The sequence below is a fragment of the Dactylosporangium sp. CA-092794 genome (assembly GCF_050948465.1).
Classification (GTDB): Bacteria; Actinomycetota; Actinomycetes; order Mycobacteriales; family Micromonosporaceae; genus Dactylosporangium.
In genome coordinates this window covers 12,839,006-12,854,157 of sequence record NZ_CP192044.1, presented here as the reverse complement: position 1 = coordinate 12,854,157, position 15,152 = coordinate 12,839,006, and the positions used below count along the sequence as shown (strand labels likewise).

The following is a 15,152-nucleotide window of genomic DNA, read 5'->3' as shown; positions in this document are numbered from 1 at the left end:
GTTGTCGCCATGTGAAATTCATGCGGCGCCGTGAATGTGGCATTCATCCCAGTCATTCCATGTCATTCCGGCTTCGGGTCATACACCGTGGTCGTTCGTTCACGTACGGTGTTGGAACACACACGCAACCGAAGCGGCGACATCGGAGGTGTGCGACATGACCGACGTGCTGTACAACGGTCAGGAATCGCAGCCCGAAGGCTACGAGCAGCGCGTCATCGTTGACGCCGGCCGGCTCACACCCATCGACTGGGTTCGATCCCGACGGGCGGAGCGCGAGACGCGCCGGGAGGAAGCGGCCCACAGCCGCCTCTACCGTCGCGTCGGCACGCTCATCGGCCACCTCGGCGATGCCTGGCACGTGCTGGACCTGCGCGAGCTCGGCGGCCTGGAGCGCTCGAGCTTCCTCGCGGTCGGCCCGGGCGGCGTGTTCGCCGTGACGGTGAAGGACCACGGCCGCAACCGGGTCTCCTTCGCCGGCGACGTGGTCCAGATCAACGGCAAGCGGCCGCGGTATGTCGAGGAGGCCCGCCGCGAGGCCCGGGCCGCCGCCGAGGCGCTCTCCCGTAGCGCCGGCGTCTCGATCCCGGTCATGCCGGTGCTCGCCTTCGCCGGCACCGGGCGGATCAGCTTCTACGGTGTGCCCAAGGGCTGTCTGGTCACCGCCTACCACGAGCTGCCCCGGGTGCTCAACGCCCGCGGCCAGCGGCTCGCCGCGGAGACCGTCGACAAGGTGTATGCCCTGGCCGTGCACCCGACGACCTGGTACACGCCGGACTACGACCACCTCGCCGAGGACTACCGCTGGTACCCGGACGGCGAGCAGGTCGGCACTGACAAGCGGGGTCACGCGGAGTAGCCTTTCGGCGTGGCCGGAAGCGACGCGACGATGACTCACGATCGGGCCGATGCACCTCGGCGTGCTATCAGCCGCACGTCCGGCAACCGCACGACCGGTGCCTGAGGAGGCGCTGTGGCGCAGCACGTCGAGTTCTCCATCGACCCCAACGGGCCCCGCGTCCAGGCCCGCTCCGCCGATCCGGCGGAGTCGGCCCTCGAGCGCTGGGGCGCGACCGTCGACGGCGCCGCCGAGCCCTGCCTCGTGATCGACGCGCAGCGGGTGGTGGTGGCGATGTCGGAGTCGTTCGAGCTGATGCTCGGCGTCACCGAGTCGCCGGTCAACCGGCGCCTGCTCGACGACGACGTGGTGCACCTGCTCGACTTCGGCGACGGCGACGCCCTCGATCAGGTCGAGGTCGCCCGGATGCCCCCGCTGCTGGCCCTGTCGTCCAACCGGCTCGCCCGGGGCCTGGTGCGGATCCGGTGCGCCAGCGGCCCGTGCACCTTCGACGCCATCGCGACGCCGCTGACCGACAAGGACACGGTGGTGGGCTCGCTGACGTTCTTCTCGCTGGTCTGAGGCGCCGCGACGCCCCTCGCAGGGGCGAAAGTCCGTCAATACGGAGTTACCGTCGTCACGCACGCAACCACTGTGCGCGTTCGGGCCTTACGCTCCTTGTCATGTTGGACCTTGCGCTGCTGCCGGGCGACTACGCGATCTGCCGGCTCCCGGCCGGTTCGACGCTGCCCGCCGGGCTCGCCGAGGCCGGCGTGAGCGGCCGGGGCGGCAGCGAGGTCATCTCGGTGACCTGGACGCCGGAGGAGGTCTCGATCCTCTGCCCGGCCGAGCGCGTGCCCGAGGGGGCCACCGTCGAGACGCCCTGGCGCTGCCTGCGGGTCGCCGGCCCGGTCCAGCTGGCATTGACGGGCGTCCTTGCCTCGATCGTGTCGCCGCTTGCCGACGCGCGGGTCAACATCTTCGCGTTCTCCACCTACGACACGGATTATCTGCTCGTTCCCGCAGTACGCCTCAATGAAGCGATGGCCGCGTTGAGTGCGGCGGGTCATCGGGTCACCACCTGACTTCCGGCCGCCCCGGAGCGCTCCTACGATGGGCCAATGCGAACCGCGGCCACCGTGCTTGCGATCGTCAGCCTTGGATGTCTGCTGAGCGCCTGCCGGCATTCCACCGATGCGGCGCCGCCCCCGCCGGAGATCACCCGCCTCAGCCAGGAGCCGCTGGTTCCGGTGCCGGAGACGACGCCGAGCGCGCCGGTCACCGGGCCGAGCCCGAGCGCCTCGCCGAGCCGCAGTGCGTCGCCGAGCCCGAGCGGGTTTTCCGAGGCGTATGTCACCTACTGCAACGGCCGCCCGAGCGGGGAGCAGGTGATCGCCGCGGTCCGGCACTGGAACGCCCACCTGCCCGCCGGCAACGGCGTGAGCGTGCAGAAGCAGCCGGTCTGCGCCGGCATCTGGCAGTACACCGTGCTCACCGTCACCGGCCGGGAGCCGCTGCGGGTGATCACCAAGGGTGATCCGGCGGCGCTGAGCGTCGTCACCGCCGGTACCGACCCGTGCACCGTCGAGGTGCGCGCGACCGCACCCACCGCCCTGCTGGCCGCCGTCGAGTGCTGACTACGCTGGGTGGCATGCCTGGTGTGCCACCGACGCGTTTCGTATACCTGGGGCCGGAGGGCACCTTCTCGGAGCAGGCGCTCAAGACCGTCCCCGCCGCCGACCGCGGCGTGCTGACCCCGGCCCGCAGCGTGCCCGAGGCCCTCGACGCGCTCCGCAACGGCGAGGCCGACGCGGCGCTCGTGCCGCTGGAGAACTCGATCGGCGGCCAGGTCGGCGTGACGCTCGACGAGCTGGCCGGCGGCGATCCGCTGATGATCACCCGCGAGGTGGTACTGCCCGTCCAGTTCGTCCTCGCCGCCAAGGACAACAAACCCCTGGATTCGGTACGATCCGTCGCCGCTCACCCGCAGGCCGGTGCTCAATGCCGCCGGTGGCTGCGCGCGCACGTCCCGGGCGCCGCCGTCGTCGACGTGCTGTCCAACGCGGCGGCCGCGATCGCGGCGGCCGAGGGCGAGTTCGACGCGGCGGTCTGCGCCGAGATCGGCGCGAGCCGCTACCGCCTGCACGTGCTGGCCAAGGACATCGCCGACAACCCCGACGCGATGACCCGCTTCGCGCTGGTGTCCCGGCCCGGGCCGCCGCCCCCGCCGACCGGCGACGACCTGACCACCCTCGCCGTGTACATCGCACACGACCGCGTCGGAGCGCTGCTGTCCGTGCTCACCGAGCTGTCGGTGCGCGGCGTCAACCTCACGCGCATCGAGTCGCGGCCGACCGGCGAGCGGCTGGGGCGCTACGTCTTCTTCCTCGACTGCGGCGGCCACGTCGCCGACGCGCAGATGGGCGAGGCGCTGCAGGGCCTGCACCGCATCTGCGCCGACGTTCGCTTCCTCGGCTCGTATCCGCGGGCCACGCACGGCGACCCGCCGCCGCGCCGGGCGCCGGGCCTGGCCGACGAGGACTTCGCCGGCGCGGCCGCCTGGCTGGCCAGGATCCGCGCCGGCGAGACGGCCTGACGGGTTTTTCTGAAGCTGTGACGGGGTGAGGGTCAGCCGCTGAGGGCGCCGAGCAGGCCGCCGCCGCTGCTCTGCTGGGCCGGCGCCGGCTTGCCCTCGCTGGGCTGCACGATCACGAAGCCCTGGCCCTGCAGCGCCAGCTGGAACAGCTCGCCCGAGCCGCCGCGCAGCATCGACTTGAGGCTCTGGTTCTTCTGGATCGTCGTCTGCAGGCTGCTCGACCAGCCGACGACCGCGTCCGTGTCCACGCACACCGGCGCCTGCGGGGTCACCGGGATCACGATCGGCGCGCCCTCGGAGACGATGGCGAGCCGCCCCTGGCCGGTGAAGACGCAGTTGAACAGGCCGCCGCCGAACATGCCGGCGCCGCGGACCATCTGGATGTCGTAGCGCAGCGTCGGGTCGAAGCAGATGACGTTGCGCCCGTTGATGGACAGCGCGTCGTTGGGCTCCAGGTCGAGGATGAAGCAGTCGGCGGCGCCCGAGGCGAACCAGACCTCGCCCTGGCCGCGGACGCTCATCAGCGACACGCCCTCGCCCGTCACCGCGCGCTTGAGGAAGTTGCCGACGCCCTGGCTCTTCACCTCGAAGGCCAGGTTGCCGCGGAAGGCGACCATGGCGCCCTGGCGGGCGAGCACCTCGCCGTTGACGGCGTACTTGACGCACTTGGAGTGTTGCAGGCTCATCCCCGCCTGGGTCGGCGGCTGGGCCATATTCTCGGGTTTGAAAATGTCACCGCGCACGACCCGCAGCGTAGCGAACGATAACGGGCCCGCCACCGGCGCGTGGCAGGCCCGTTACCAAGGCTTGATCAGTCGAGCAGGCCGCCGAGCAGGCCGCCGCTCTGCTGCTGCTGGGCCTGGCCGCCGGCCAGGCCGTGCGCCGGCTCCTCGGAGGGCTGGACGACGACGAATCCCTGACCGGCGAAGCTCATCGTGAACGCCTCGCCGGTGCGGCGGCCGATCAGCGTGCCGAGGCCGAGCTGCTCCGCGCGGTGGTAGCCGGTCTGCAGGCTCGCCGACCAGCAGATCGCGGCCTGCGGGTCGACGTAGGTCGGCTGGTCGACGGTGAGCACGACCGGCGTGCCCTTCGTGGTGATCGCGAGCCGCCCGTGGCCGGTGAACACGCAGTTGAACAGGCCCGCCGAGGACAGCATGCCCATCCCCTGCACCATTTTGATGTCGTACTGCAGCGTCGAGTCGAAGGCGAGCACGTTCGACCCGTTGATCGAGATCGCGTCGCCCGGCTCGAGGTCGATGAGGTGCACGTCGGAGGCGCGGTCGGCGAAGAACACGTCGCCGCGGCCGGACACCTTCATCAGCGGGACGCCCTCGCCGGTGAACTTCTGCTTGAGCCACTTGCCCATGCCGCCCGAGCCGAGCGCCTGGAACTGAACCTGGCCCTGGTAGGCCACCATGGTCCCGGTGCGGGCCATGACCTCCCCGTTCAGCTCGGCCTTGAGCAGCTTCGAGTTCTGCAACCGCAGTCCGGGCTGTTGCGACTCCTTCTCCATGTTTTCGGCGGCGAACAGCGCACTGCGCATCGTGGTCGTCCCTTCAAAAGACATTGCTGAAACCGCACAGTGACGGTAGATGGTTCGCGCAACCTCAGTCCCAGCCCAGCGCGTGCAGGCGCGCATCGGAGATGCCGAAATGGTGGGCGATCTCGTGGACGACCGTGATCGCCACCTCCTCGACCACGTCGTCCTCATCGTCGCAGATCGCGAGGGTGGGGTTGCGGTAGATCGAGATCCGGTCGGGCAGCACGCCCGCATAGTCCCAGCCGCGCTCGGTCAGCGCGTGGCCCTCATAGAGCCCGAGCAGGTCCGGATCGTCCGGCGGCGCGTCGTCGACGACCAGGATCACCACGTTGTCCATGAGGTCGAGCAGCTCTGGCGGTACCTCGTCGAGCGCCTCACCGACGAGTTCCTCGAACCGCTCCTTGCTCATCCTTACCGGCATGCGAAAGAGGGTCCCCGAAAACGGGAACCCTCTCAACAACGATTGGTGGAACGTCAGACGAGCTGGGCGTCGAGCGTGATCTCGACGGCCGCGAGCGCCTTGGAGATCGGGCAGCCGGCCTTGGCGTCCTGCGCCTGCTTCTCGAACTCGGCGGCGTCGATGCCGGGCACGTCGCCGCGGGTGGTCAGGTCGATGCGGGTGATCGCGAAGCCGCCGTCCACCGCGCCGAAGTGCACGGCCGCGGAGGTCTCGACGGAGGTCGGAGTGAAGCCGGCCTTGGCCAGGCCGTTGGAGAGCGCCATCGAGTAGCAGGCGGCGTGGGCCGCGGCGACCAGCTCCTCGGGGTTGGTGCCCTTGCCCTCCTCGAAGCGCGACGGGAACGAGTAGTTGCCCTGGAACGTGCCCGAACCGGTGGCGACCGTGCCGGAGCCGGACCGGAGGTCTCCCTCCCAGCGGGCGGATGAAGTGCGAGTTGGCATGAACCAGACGCTAGCCCATCGCGTGTCCCCCGTGGGACGCGCACGGCAGACTCGAGGGGAGCATGTTCATGCAGCGCACATTGGTGCGGGTCGGTGCCTGGCTGGCCGGGTTCGGCCTGCTCAGCGGTCTCGCCTCCATGTTCGTGCCGTGGCTGTCGCAGCTGGTCGTCGTCGGCACCGGCCGCCGGGCGGAGCGGCACGTCGAGACCGTCACCGTGCTCGATCTCGGGCTTGGTCTGTGGTACGTCACGCTGCTGCTCACCCTCTTCGCCGTGCTCGGCGCCGCGGCCATGGGTACCGGCCAAGGACGCAAGCTCGCCGGGGTGGCCGGGCCGATCCTGTCCCTGGCGACCGCGATCGTCGGTGTGGAACTCATCACTACCTTCGAGGGCAGCCCGAGCGGCCCCGGGCGGGTCGCCGAGACCGCCGTCGCGGCCGGCGGATGGCTCGGGCTCGCGTCGCTGCCGCTGCTCGGCTTCGCCTGCGGCCTGCTGGCCATCGGCCGGGCCCGTCGCGTGTCGTCCGGCTGACACCTGCGCGCTTTACCATTCGCGTATGCCCGAGGAGCTCGTGCCGTTCCAAGAGGCCCCGGTAGCGCCGGAGACGCCGCCCCGGCCGCGCCCGAACGTCTTCGCGCTCGGGTGCGCCGCGATCGCCTTCGGCCTGGCCGTGGCCGGACAGTACCTGCCCTGGGCCACGTTCGACGTCACCGGCTCCGAACTCGACCGCCCGTCCGGCGAGCAGACCTTCGAGGTGCCGCTGACCTACCTCAGTGCCGCCCACGTCGCCATCTACCTGGTCACCCTCGCGTTCGGGCTGGCGGCGCTGGGCGTGGTGCTGTCCGCGACCGGCACCGTGCGCCGGGTCGCCGGCGGCCTGACCGCCGGCCTGCTCGCGGCCAATCTCATCGTGCTGGCCGGGGTGCACGCCGGTGCTGCAAGCCTGGGCACCGCGGACGTGACGTTTCGCATAGCCGAGCTGCTGCCGGCTTCGAAGCTCGGCTCGGGGTACCTGCTGGCGTTCGCGGCCGACCTGATGCTCGCCGTCGCCCTCGTGCTGGCGGTCCGCGGCCCGCTCGGCGGCCTCTCGCTGCCGCGGCCGCGCCGCCGCGATCAGGAGCCCGGCAGCGGCGAGCCGCTCGAGCTCACCGTGACCCCCGTACCGCCGACGTTCCAGTAAACGTTCGGTCGAGTTTTACTCGCAGCCTGTCACCGGTGGGGCTCCGGGAGGTACGGTTGCTGCCCGCTCGGCGCCCGGGCGGCCCGGCCGGCGTTCGTCGCCGGACCGGACCCGGGTGAGAAAGGAGCAGCAGATGCGCGGTTCAGGACTTCCCAAACTCATCGCGACGGACCTCGACGGCACCCTCGTGCGCAGCGACGAGACTGTCAGCGACTTCACCCACGACGTGTTCGAGCGGGCCCGCGCGGCCGGCATCCACGTCGTCGGCGCGACCGGCCGCGGCCCGCGCCTGACCGAGCTGGTGCGGATGGACATCCCGGCCGCGGAGTTCCTGGTCATGGGCGGCGGCAGCCGGGTGCTGGACGTGCGCGACCCCGACCATCCGGTCGTGCTGCGCGACGAGCGGCTCGACGGCGCCGTGCTGGCCGACGTCCTGACCCGGCTGGAGCGCGAGCTCGGTACCCTCTCGGTCCTCATCGAGGCCGGCGACGACCACGGCGCCCCGCTGCTGGGCGACGCCGACCCCAACTGGCGCTACGACGCCGTCGAGGCCCGGGTGCGCGCCGAGTGCCTGACCGGCCCGGTGATCAAGGGCTTCGCCCGCCACCCGGAGTGTGACGTCGACGACCTGCTGGCCACCGCCCAGCGGCTGATCCCCCCGGACCTCGCCACCGTCACCCAGGCCGGCCTCGGCTACATCGAGATCTGCCCGCCCGGCGTCGACAAGGCGACCGGCCTGATGGTCGTGGCCACCGCCCTCGGCATCGATCCCGGCGACGTGCTGGTCTTCGGCGACATGCCCAACGACATCCCGATGTTCCGCTGGGCCGGCTTCGCCCGCATCGCCGTGGCCAACGCCCACCCCCAGCTGCGCGCCCTCGCCGATGAGACCACGCTCACCAACGACGAGGACGGCGTCGCGGTGTACCTGGAAGCTATGTTGAGCCTGTGAAGCTGGTGGCCACCGACCTCGATGGCACACTGGTCCGCCACGATCGCACGGTGAGCCCCCGCACCGTCGAGGTCTTCCGCCGCCTGGACGCCACCGGCGTGCTGATCGTGCTGGTCACCGGCCGCCCGATCCGGTGGATCTCCCCGGTGTACGAGCAGCTGGGCGTCCCCGCCCTGGCCATCTGCGTCAACGGCGCGGCGACCTACGACCCGGCCACCGACACGATCATCCACAGCGCCCCGCTGGAGCCCGACGCCCTGACCGAGGCCTGCACGCGCCTGCGCGCCACGGTCCCGGGCGTGGTCTTCGCGGTCGAGCGCGACGGCGGCCGCCAGATGCGCTACGAGCCGGAGTTCCCGGTCGGCCCGTGGGAGGCCGACCACGGGTCGGTCGGCCCGGCCTCCTACGCCGAGCTGCTGACCCGCCCCGCCGCGAAGCTCCTGGTGCGCGCGGGCGCCCAGCCTCCCGACGAGTTCACCGCCCGCGTCGGCGCCTGCCTGTCCGGCCTGGCCGAGGCGACGAACTCGTCCTCCAGCGGCATGGTGGAGGTCTCGGCGGCGGGCGTGACGAAGGCGTCGGCGCTGGCCCGGGTGGCGCGCACGCACGCGCTGTCCCCGGCCGACGTGATCGCCTTCGGCGACATGCCCAACGACCTGGCGATGCTGACCTGGGCGGGGCACGGCGTGGCGATGGCCAACGGCCACCCGGCGGTCCGCGCGGCCGCCCGCGCGGTGACCGACCTGACCAACGAGGACGACGGCGTGGCCGCTTACCTGTCGCGCCTCTACGACTACTGAGCCTCCGCCGGGCTCGCGCGAAGCGCGGCGCCGTCCGATGCTCGCCGCCGTCCGAGCCGTGCCGGGGCGCTGAGCGGTCAGACGGCCGCCGACGGGTGTCGCAGGCCGGGCGTCGGTGGCCACCGGCGCGGCGCAAGCGGTCATTGCCGCCGACCCGCGGGGTGGCGCGGCGGGGCGGACGGTGCGGATGTCGCACCCGCCGGGCGCGACCGCCGATCCGCGCGGCCGGGCCGGACGTATGTCTCCGTGATCATGATGCCCGCGCTGACTGGACATCGGGTTTGCCATGATCCCGGAGACTTGTGGTACACGGGGGTACATCAGCACTCCGCGATCATGAAAAACCGTTGGTGTCGATGCGCTGTTGCGCATGATCGCGGAGACTTCCTGCCCCCGCGGCGTGCAGCGAAAAGTCCAGACACTTCGTGTCCGGACTTTTCGAACTTATGCCCTGTCAGGCGAAAAATCCGATTGCGAGCGGCTGGACTTTTCGGGCGATCATCGGTCAGTGGGAAGGCGGGCCCGGCCGGGCCCGCCGCCTTACAGGTACTGGCCGGTGCCGGTGGGCGCGTGGACCGGCTGACCCGGCAGGTTGCCCGGGCCGCCGGTCAGCGCCGGCCGGCCGCGCATCTGCTCGAGCTGTACCCGCGCCGCCATCTGCTGCGCCACCAGGGCCGCCTGGATGCCGTGGAACAGGCCCTCCAGCCAGCCGACCAGCTGGGCCTGCGCGATCCGCAGCTCCGCCTCGCTCGGCGTCGAGTCGTCGTCGAACGGCAGGGACAGCCGCTCGAGCTCCTCGCGCAGCTCGGGGGCGAGGCCGTCCTCCAGCTCGGTGATGGAGCGGCGGTGGATCTCCTTGAGCCGCTGCCGGCCGGCCTCGTCCAGCGGGGCGGCGCGGACCTCCTCGAGGAGCTGCTTGATCATGCTGCCGATGCGCATGACCTTGGCCGGCTGCTCGATCAGCTTGCTCGGATCTTCCGCGTTGTCGTCCTCGCCCGTGGACATCGTGCCCAGCGGCCGCCCGTCCGGGCCGACGACCAGCACGGTGCGCGACTCGTCCTGCGCCTCATCTGCCATGGCTCCTAGTCTTGCGTACGGCGGTCCCGGCTGCCCACCAAGGGGGTCGGGAGGGGCCCCTGTTGCCACCCTTCGTGACGCGATAACGTCTGGCGGTGACGAGCGATCCCCGGGAAGTGCTGAGGCGACCGGCGGAGCCGGCGGACTTCACGCTGCGCTACGGCGAGCATCCAGACCATGTCGCGGATGTCTGGCTTCCCGTGGTACCGAACGCTCCACTCGTCCTGTTCGTGCACGGCGGATTCTGGCGCGCCGAGTGGGACCGTTCCCACGTCGGGCCGCTCGCCGCCGACCTGGCCGCGCGCGGCTACGCCGTGGCCACGATCGAGTTCCGCCGCACCGGGCAGTCCGGGGGTGGATGGCCCGGCACGTTCTCCGATGTGGCCGCCGCGGCGGTGGCCGTACCAGATCTGCTGGCAAAGGAAATCGCGCACCGGGGACTGCTGCCGGTGTCGGTCGACCGGCCCATCCTGGCCGGTCACTCGGCCGGGGGACACCTCGCGCTGTGGTATGCCGCGGTCGCGCCGGACGCGATCGGCGGGGTGGTGGCGCTCGCGCCGGTGGCCGACCTCGTCCGGGCCTACGAGCTGCATCTCGACGAGGGCGCCGTCGCCGACCTGCTGGGCGGGGCGCCCGGCGCCGTGCCGCAGGCCTACGCCTCGGCCGATCCCATGCAGAACCTGCCGACGGGTGTGCGGACCGTGGTCGTGCACGGCGCCGACGACGACATCGTTCCCGTGGAGCTGTCCCGCGACTACTGCCGGTCCGCGCGCCGGGCCGGTGACGACACCGCGCTGGTGGAGCTGGCCGGCGTGGAGCACTTCGCGGTGATCGATCCGCGCTCGGTCGCCTGGGCCGCCGTGCTCGCCGCGTTCGGGACGGTGACCAGGGGTGAGTCGGCCTTCGCCGATTGACTGTCCGCCGCGATGACGGTAGAACGCAGCGTGGGTTGTAGGCTCGGCTCTCGCGAGAGCTGAGCACCGACAACCACGCTGTGTGTCGACTCCCGCGCAGTTCGGGGTCCCGGGGAGGAAAAGCACGTGTCCCAGCTGAACCGCCGCCAGGCGCTCCGGCTGTTCGCGGCCGCGGGTGCGGCGGGCCTGACCGCGCCGATCCTGTCCGCCTGCAGCAACTCCGACGAGTCCGGCGCGGGCTCGGTGCCCGACGGCCCCCCGATCAAGCTCGGCATGATCGTGCCGCAGACCGGGATGTACAAGGACTTCGGCAACGAGCTGGACAACGGCTTCGGCCTCTACCTGCAACTGCGCGGCAACAAGCTGGGCGGCCGCGACGTCACGCTGGTCAAGGTCGACGAGGGCGAGACCGCCGACAGCGGCAAGGCGGCCGCGGAGAAGCTCATCAAAGAGGAGAAGGTCCTCGCGCTGACCGGCGTGGTCAACCCGCAGTCGATGCTCGCGCTCAAGGACACGGTCGAGTCGGCGCAGATCCCGCTCGTCGGGTCGAATGCCTCGCCGTCGGCGCTGCAGGGCCCGAAGTACATCTGGCGCACCTCCTATGTGGCGAGCGAGCCCAGCGCCGCCATCGCCCGCTGGGCCGCGGAGAATGCCGGCGGGTCGGTCGCGGTCGTCGGGCAGGCCAGCCCGACCGGCGACGACGAGGAGATCCGCACCTTCGTCGAGACGTTCCGCGGCGCCGGCGGCACGATCGCGGGGCAGGCACGCACGACGCCGTTCGGCAGCAAGGACTTCGGCTCGGCGCTCGCCACTGTCAAGCAGTCCGGTGCGACGGCGATGTTCGCGATGTACAGCGGGGCCACGGCGATCGAGTTCGTGAAGCAGTACCGCGCCGCGAGGTTCCCCGGCAACTTCAAGGTGTTCGCGCCGGGCAGCCTCACCGAGGGGTACGTCCTCAAGCAGCAGGGCGACGCCGCCCGCGACATCTACACGGCGCTGAACTACTCGCCCGACCTCGACAACGCGGCCAACCGGCGCTTCGTCGCCGACTACCAGAAGGCGTTCGGGTCGGTCCCCTCGGCATACGCGATGGCCTCCTACGACGCCGCCGCCGTGCTCGACAAGGCGATCAGCGACGCCACGCGAAACCTCGACTCGTTCTCGCTCAACGCGGCGATCGGCCGCCTCGGCCAGATCGACAGCCCGCGCGGCGGCTGGCAGTTCACCCAGACCCGCACGCCGTTGCAGCGGTGGTACCTCCGGCAGGTCCGCAACGACGGCGCGGTGCTCTCCAACGTGCTGACCGCGGAGCTGACGACTCAGGGCTGAAGCTTATGCCGCGCCGCGGCGCTTGAAGGCGGTCACGGCTTTCGTTCACGCTGGGCGGCGGCGCTTGAGGGTGGCCACGGCTTTCGTTTATGCCGCGCCGCGGCGCTTGAGGGTGGCCACGGCCGAGCCGGCCAGCGTCAGCAGGCACTCCGGGAGCTTGCCGTCGACCAGCGCCACGGTGAACAGCGCGGTGGCGCTCGGCGCGTCGTCGTTGGCATACGCGCTCACGAACCGCGCCACCCAGCGCTTATCGTAGTTAGCATCGTCGATGTCCGGGAAGTCCAGCCGCCACGGCCCGCGGGCCAGGTTGTCGCCCACCATCTCGCCGGCGAGACGCCACGCGACGTCATACGCGGCGCCCATGCCGCGCCGGTCCACCACCGAGTCGAAGGTATGTGCCACGGCGTCCTCGTCGCCCGCGAGCGCCAACTCCAGGACCTGGGCGGCGTCCTGATATGTCTCGTCTCCCGGGTCATCCACGCCGCAACCGTATGTCGCGCCGTCAAGCCCCGCCCAGCGCTTCGCGGAACCGGCAGGCGCCGGTCAGGACCGGTTAAGCCCTGCGCAGGGCGCACGTGAGGCGCGCCGTGCAGACCCGATCGCCCGAGTCGTCGGTGACCACGATCTCGTACGACGCGATCATCCCGCCCAGCCGCAGCGGCGTGGCCACGCCGGTGATTGTGCCCTCGCGCGCCGACTTGTGGTGCGTCGCGTTCACCTCGATGCCGACCGCGATCCCGTTGAACAGCCGGTGCGCGTGCATCGCGGCGCCGATCGATCCGAGCGTCTCGGCCAGCACCACCGAGGCGCCGCCGTGCAGCAGTCCATACGGCTGGGTGTTGCCGGCCACCGGCATCGTCGCGACGACCCGCTCGGGCGCCGCCTCGACGACGGCGATGCCCATCCGCTCCGGGAGGGTGCCCGCCAAGGACAGACCCCCGGGCAGCACCCCGGCCGCGGGCTCCGGCTCCGCCTCTGTGTTCACCATGCGGGGAAGCGTACCCGCGCCCCGGCTTAAGTCCGGGAGCCGTCCGCGCTAAGGTGCGCACGGACCTTTGGGGAGGAGAAACGCCCATGCGCGCACGCTCGGCTACCGCCTTGATGGGAGCGCTCACCGCGATTGGTGTGCTGTTCGCCGCCTCCGGTTGCGGGTCCGGCACGCAGAGCGACGGATCGACCCCGTCTGCCAGTGATATCCGCCTATATGGCACGGACGGCAACATGTCCAACTCGTTCGGTGACGCACTCAAGGATTCCCCGGCGGTGCTCGCCGGCATGAAGGGCACGACCCCGCTGACACCCCTCAGCGACGACTTCAAGAAGCGGGTCAAGGCCATCGACCCGTCGCTGACCGACTTCAACTACGCCGGTGAGACCTACGACGCCGTCGTGATCGCCGCCCTGGCCGCCGAGGCCGGCCGGTCGATCGAGCCGACGTCGATCGCCAAGCAGATCATCGGCGTGACCACCGGCGACAACGTCTGCGACACCCTCACCGCCTGTCTCACGGCCGCGAAGTCGGGCAAGGACTTCAAGTACCGTGGCATCTCCTTGCGCAGCAGCGGCTTCACCGGCGTCGGCGAGCCCTCCGCCGCGATGTACGGCGTGCTCAACTTCGGCACGAGCAACACCATCGACGACGCCAAGACCGAGTTCGTCGGCGCCGGCGACGAGAAGAGCGAGGACAAGACCGCCCCGCCGGCCCCGAGCTCGTCGCCGGGCAAGCCGACCGGCGGCGGCCCGAAACCGTCGCTGAAATATGGCCTGCTGCTGCCGAAGACCGGCGCGCTGGCCTTCCAGGGCGCCCCGATGTTCGCCGCCGCGAAGCTCGCGATCAAGGAGATCAACGAGGCCGGCGGCGTGCTCGGCGCGCCGGTCCAGGTCGAGGAGGGCGACGACGGCACCAACCCCGACGTGGCCAAGGCGACCGCCGCCCAGTTCATCGCGCACGGCGTCGGCGTGATCATCGGCGCCGGTGCCTCGGGCGTGAGCAAGGCCGTCATCCCGCAGATCGTGCAGGCCGGCCGGGTCATGATCTCGCCCTCGGCCACCTCCGACGAGCTCACGAAGATCGACGACAAGGGCTTCTTCTTCCGCACCTCGCCGCCCGACGTCCTGCAGGCCAAGGCCGTCGCCGACATCATCATGCGCGACGGGCACACGAAGGTCGCCATCGTCGCCCGCGACGACACCTACGGCAGCGGCCTGGCCGACGGCGTGCGCGCCGACCTGCTGTCCGCGGGCGTCAAACCGAACAACATCCTGGTCAAGAAGTACGAGGCCAAGGACAACTACGACAAGAACGACGGCCCGCGCCTGTTCAACCCGATCGCGTCCGACATCAAGGGCTTCGGCGCGACCGGCATCCTGATCGTGGGCTTCGACGAGTCCGCCTTGGCCATCAAGGCCTTGGTCGCGGAGGGCGTCAAGGCCTGATTCGTTTCCGGCTTTGGTACCTCCCGCACTCCGGCCTTGACCGGTTTTGCGACTGGCTCGGCCGGTTTCCGCGCGGCCTTGACCGGTTCGCGACTCGCTTGGCTGGTTTCCGCGCCGCCTTGACCGGTTTGCGATTCGCTTGGCTGGTTTCCGCGCGGCCTTGACCGGTTTCCGACCGGCCGGGGTCGCCGGTTTCGGTGGGCCTGACTCGCGCGGCGGAGATCGAGGGCCTACCGTGAACGCGATTGCCCCCGAGTGAGGTGAGAGGACCACCAGATGAGCGACAACGAGACCGTGGAGACGCGCGGCGACGAGCGCGTAGAGCTTCTCGTCGGCGACACCAACAACGACGGCAAGGCCGACCTCTGGGCGGTCGACACCGACGGGGACGGCAAGGCGGACCTGTTCCAGTTCGACACCAACGGCGACGGTCAGGTCGACATCACGATGAGCGACCTCGACCAGGACGGCACGCCGGAAGAGGTCGTCGACGGCGACGGCGGCCAGCCCCCGGCCTGACCCGCACCGCTGAGGGCGCGGCCGGTCACCGGCCGCGCCGCCTTCCACTCGCTTGTTGCTTTGTTCGCGCTCTTC

General features: G+C 70.9%; 20 protein-coding genes. 13 read left to right on the top strand and 7 right to left on the bottom strand.

Going from position 1 to position 15,152, the window contains the following annotated elements:
- Positions 1 to 157: 157 nt before the first annotated feature.
- From ACQPXD_RS55770 to pheA, 5 genes are all read left to right on the top strand, one after another.
- Entirely contained in the window at positions 158 to 859 is a 702-nt protein-coding gene (locus tag ACQPXD_RS55770; RefSeq protein ID WP_432833277.1) for a hypothetical protein, read from the top strand.
- Positions 860 to 973: 114 nt separating this feature from the next.
- Positions 974 to 1,420 (top strand): hypothetical protein, encoded by a 447-nt coding sequence (locus ACQPXD_RS55765; RefSeq protein WP_432833275.1) that lies wholly within the window; start codon positions 974 to 976, stop codon positions 1,418 to 1,420.
- A 101-nt stretch (positions 1,421 to 1,521) separates the two neighbouring features.
- Complete coding sequence (locus tag ACQPXD_RS55760) at positions 1,522 to 1,923, top strand: ACT domain-containing protein (protein ID WP_432833273.1); 402 nt, start codon at positions 1,522 to 1,524, stop codon at positions 1,921 to 1,923.
- Positions 1,924 to 1,959: 36 nt separating this feature from the next.
- Entirely contained in the window at positions 1,960 to 2,475 is a 516-nt protein-coding gene (locus tag ACQPXD_RS55755) for a hypothetical protein (protein ID WP_432833271.1), read from the top strand.
- 14 nt (positions 2,476 to 2,489) lie between these two features.
- Positions 2,490 to 3,434 (top strand): prephenate dehydratase, encoded by a 945-nt coding sequence (pheA, locus tag ACQPXD_RS55750; protein WP_432833269.1) that lies wholly within the window; start codon positions 2,490 to 2,492, stop codon positions 3,432 to 3,434.
- Between the two features lie 32 nt (positions 3,435 to 3,466).
- On the opposite strand, the gene ACQPXD_RS55745 is transcribed toward pheA, so the two are convergent.
- From ACQPXD_RS55745 to ACQPXD_RS55730, 4 genes are all read right to left on the bottom strand, one after another.
- Positions 3,467 to 4,177, bottom strand: a complete 711-nt coding sequence (locus ACQPXD_RS55745; protein ID WP_432833267.1) for an AIM24 family protein — start codon at positions 4,175 to 4,177, stop codon at positions 3,467 to 3,469.
- A 68-nt stretch (positions 4,178 to 4,245) separates the two neighbouring features.
- On the bottom strand, positions 4,246 to 4,977 hold the full coding sequence (locus ACQPXD_RS55740) for an AIM24 family protein (RefSeq protein ID WP_432833265.1): 732 nt from the start codon (positions 4,975 to 4,977) through the stop codon (positions 4,246 to 4,248).
- 64 nt (positions 4,978 to 5,041) lie between these two features.
- Complete coding sequence (locus tag ACQPXD_RS55735) at positions 5,042 to 5,395, bottom strand: metallopeptidase family protein (protein ID WP_432833263.1); 354 nt, start codon at positions 5,393 to 5,395, stop codon at positions 5,042 to 5,044.
- Positions 5,396 to 5,448: 53 nt separating this feature from the next.
- Positions 5,449 to 5,874, bottom strand: coding sequence for an OsmC family protein (locus ACQPXD_RS55730; protein ID WP_432833261.1), 426 nt, complete (start codon positions 5,872 to 5,874; stop codon positions 5,449 to 5,451).
- Between the two features lie 68 nt (positions 5,875 to 5,942).
- Between ACQPXD_RS55730 and ACQPXD_RS55725 the strand changes: the two genes are divergently transcribed.
- The 4 genes from ACQPXD_RS55725 to ACQPXD_RS55710 all read left to right on the top strand — a co-directional run bounded on the left by ACQPXD_RS55725 (position 5,943) and on the right by ACQPXD_RS55710 (position 8,802).
- Positions 5,943 to 6,404, top strand: coding sequence for a hypothetical protein (locus tag ACQPXD_RS55725; RefSeq protein ID WP_432833259.1), 462 nt, complete (start codon positions 5,943 to 5,945; stop codon positions 6,402 to 6,404).
- 25 nt (positions 6,405 to 6,429) lie between these two features.
- Complete coding sequence (locus ACQPXD_RS55720) at positions 6,430 to 7,053, top strand: hypothetical protein (RefSeq protein ID WP_432833257.1); 624 nt, start codon at positions 6,430 to 6,432, stop codon at positions 7,051 to 7,053.
- Positions 7,054 to 7,186: 133 nt separating this feature from the next.
- A complete protein-coding gene (locus ACQPXD_RS55715; RefSeq protein ID WP_432833255.1) occupies positions 7,187 to 8,005 on the top strand; it encodes an HAD hydrolase family protein in 819 nt (272 codons plus the stop codon).
- Positions 8,002 to 8,802 (top strand): HAD family hydrolase, encoded by an 801-nt coding sequence (locus ACQPXD_RS55710; protein ID WP_432833253.1) that lies wholly within the window; start codon positions 8,002 to 8,004, stop codon positions 8,800 to 8,802. Before ACQPXD_RS55715 ends, ACQPXD_RS55710 begins: the two co-directional genes overlap by 4 nt.
- 540 nt (positions 8,803 to 9,342) lie before the next feature.
- Here ACQPXD_RS55710 and ACQPXD_RS55705 read toward each other — a convergent pair.
- A complete protein-coding gene (locus tag ACQPXD_RS55705) occupies positions 9,343 to 9,879 on the bottom strand; it encodes a bacterial proteasome activator family protein (protein WP_432833251.1) in 537 nt (178 codons plus the stop codon).
- Between the two features lie 95 nt (positions 9,880 to 9,974).
- Between ACQPXD_RS55705 and ACQPXD_RS55700 the strand changes: the two genes are divergently transcribed.
- Both ACQPXD_RS55700 and ACQPXD_RS55695 read left to right on the top strand, forming a co-directional pair.
- Positions 9,975 to 10,793, top strand: coding sequence for an alpha/beta hydrolase family protein (locus tag ACQPXD_RS55700; RefSeq protein ID WP_432833249.1), 819 nt, complete (start codon positions 9,975 to 9,977; stop codon positions 10,791 to 10,793).
- Positions 10,794 to 10,919: 126 nt separating this feature from the next.
- Complete coding sequence (locus ACQPXD_RS55695) at positions 10,920 to 12,122, top strand: ABC transporter substrate-binding protein (RefSeq protein ID WP_432833247.1); 1,203 nt, start codon at positions 10,920 to 10,922, stop codon at positions 12,120 to 12,122.
- A gap of 87 nt (positions 12,123 to 12,209) precedes the next feature.
- Here the strand turns inward: ACQPXD_RS55695 and ACQPXD_RS55690 are convergent, their stop codons facing one another.
- Positions 12,210 to 12,602, bottom strand: coding sequence for a hypothetical protein (locus tag ACQPXD_RS55690; RefSeq protein WP_432833245.1), 393 nt, complete (start codon positions 12,600 to 12,602; stop codon positions 12,210 to 12,212).
- Between the two features lie 73 nt (positions 12,603 to 12,675).
- Entirely contained in the window at positions 12,676 to 13,110 is a 435-nt protein-coding gene (locus ACQPXD_RS55685) for a hotdog fold thioesterase (protein ID WP_432833243.1), read from the bottom strand.
- 86 nt (positions 13,111 to 13,196) lie between these two features.
- On the opposite strand from ACQPXD_RS55685, the gene ACQPXD_RS55680 reads away from it, so the two are divergent.
- Positions 13,197 to 14,558, top strand: a complete 1,362-nt coding sequence (locus ACQPXD_RS55680; RefSeq protein ID WP_432833241.1) for an ABC transporter substrate-binding protein — start codon at positions 13,197 to 13,199, stop codon at positions 14,556 to 14,558.
- A 276-nt stretch (positions 14,559 to 14,834) separates the two neighbouring features.
- The gene (locus ACQPXD_RS55675) at positions 14,835 to 15,077 is read left to right on the top strand and encodes a hypothetical protein (protein ID WP_432833239.1); all 243 of its coding nucleotides are present in this window, start codon (positions 14,835 to 14,837) and stop codon (positions 15,075 to 15,077) included.
- Positions 15,078 to 15,152 lie beyond the last annotated feature (75 nt).

Excerpts from the sequence above, each read along its gene's own strand:
- ACQPXD_RS55715 (WP_432833255.1), top strand. The coding sequence starts at position 7,187 with ATGCGCGGTTCAGGACTTCCCAAACTCATCGCGACGGACCTCGACGGC.
- ACQPXD_RS55755 (WP_432833271.1), top strand. The coding sequence starts at position 1,960 with ATGCGAACCGCGGCCACCGTGCTTGCGATCGTCAGCCTTGGATGTCTG.
- pheA (WP_432833269.1), top strand. The coding sequence starts at position 2,490 with ATGCCTGGTGTGCCACCGACGCGTTTCGTATACCTGGGGCCGGAGGGC.
- ACQPXD_RS55720 (WP_432833257.1), top strand. The coding sequence starts at position 6,430 with ATGCCCGAGGAGCTCGTGCCGTTCCAAGAGGCCCCGGTAGCGCCGGAG.
- ACQPXD_RS55730 (WP_432833261.1), bottom strand. The coding sequence starts at position 5,874 with ATGCCAACTCGCACTTCATCCGCCCGCTGGGAGGGAGACCTCCGGTCC.
- ACQPXD_RS55680 (WP_432833241.1), top strand. The coding sequence starts at position 13,197 with ATGCGCGCACGCTCGGCTACCGCCTTGATGGGAGCGCTCACCGCGATT.
- ACQPXD_RS55705 (WP_432833251.1), bottom strand. The coding sequence starts at position 9,879 with ATGGCAGATGAGGCGCAGGACGAGTCGCGCACCGTGCTGGTCGTCGGC.
- ACQPXD_RS55685 (WP_432833243.1), bottom strand. The coding sequence starts at position 13,110 with ATGGTGAACACAGAGGCGGAGCCGGAGCCCGCGGCCGGGGTGCTGCCC.
- ACQPXD_RS55735 (WP_432833263.1), bottom strand. The coding sequence starts at position 5,395 with ATGCCGGTAAGGATGAGCAAGGAGCGGTTCGAGGAACTCGTCGGTGAG.
- ACQPXD_RS55740 (WP_432833265.1), bottom strand. The coding sequence starts at position 4,977 with ATGCGCAGTGCGCTGTTCGCCGCCGAAAACATGGAGAAGGAGTCGCAA.
- ACQPXD_RS55760 (WP_432833273.1), top strand. The coding sequence starts at position 1,522 with ATGTTGGACCTTGCGCTGCTGCCGGGCGACTACGCGATCTGCCGGCTC.
- ACQPXD_RS55725 (WP_432833259.1), top strand. The coding sequence starts at position 5,943 with ATGCAGCGCACATTGGTGCGGGTCGGTGCCTGGCTGGCCGGGTTCGGC.
- ACQPXD_RS55675 (WP_432833239.1), top strand. The coding sequence starts at position 14,835 with ATGAGCGACAACGAGACCGTGGAGACGCGCGGCGACGAGCGCGTAGAG.
- ACQPXD_RS55770 (WP_432833277.1), top strand. The coding sequence starts at position 158 with ATGACCGACGTGCTGTACAACGGTCAGGAATCGCAGCCCGAAGGCTAC.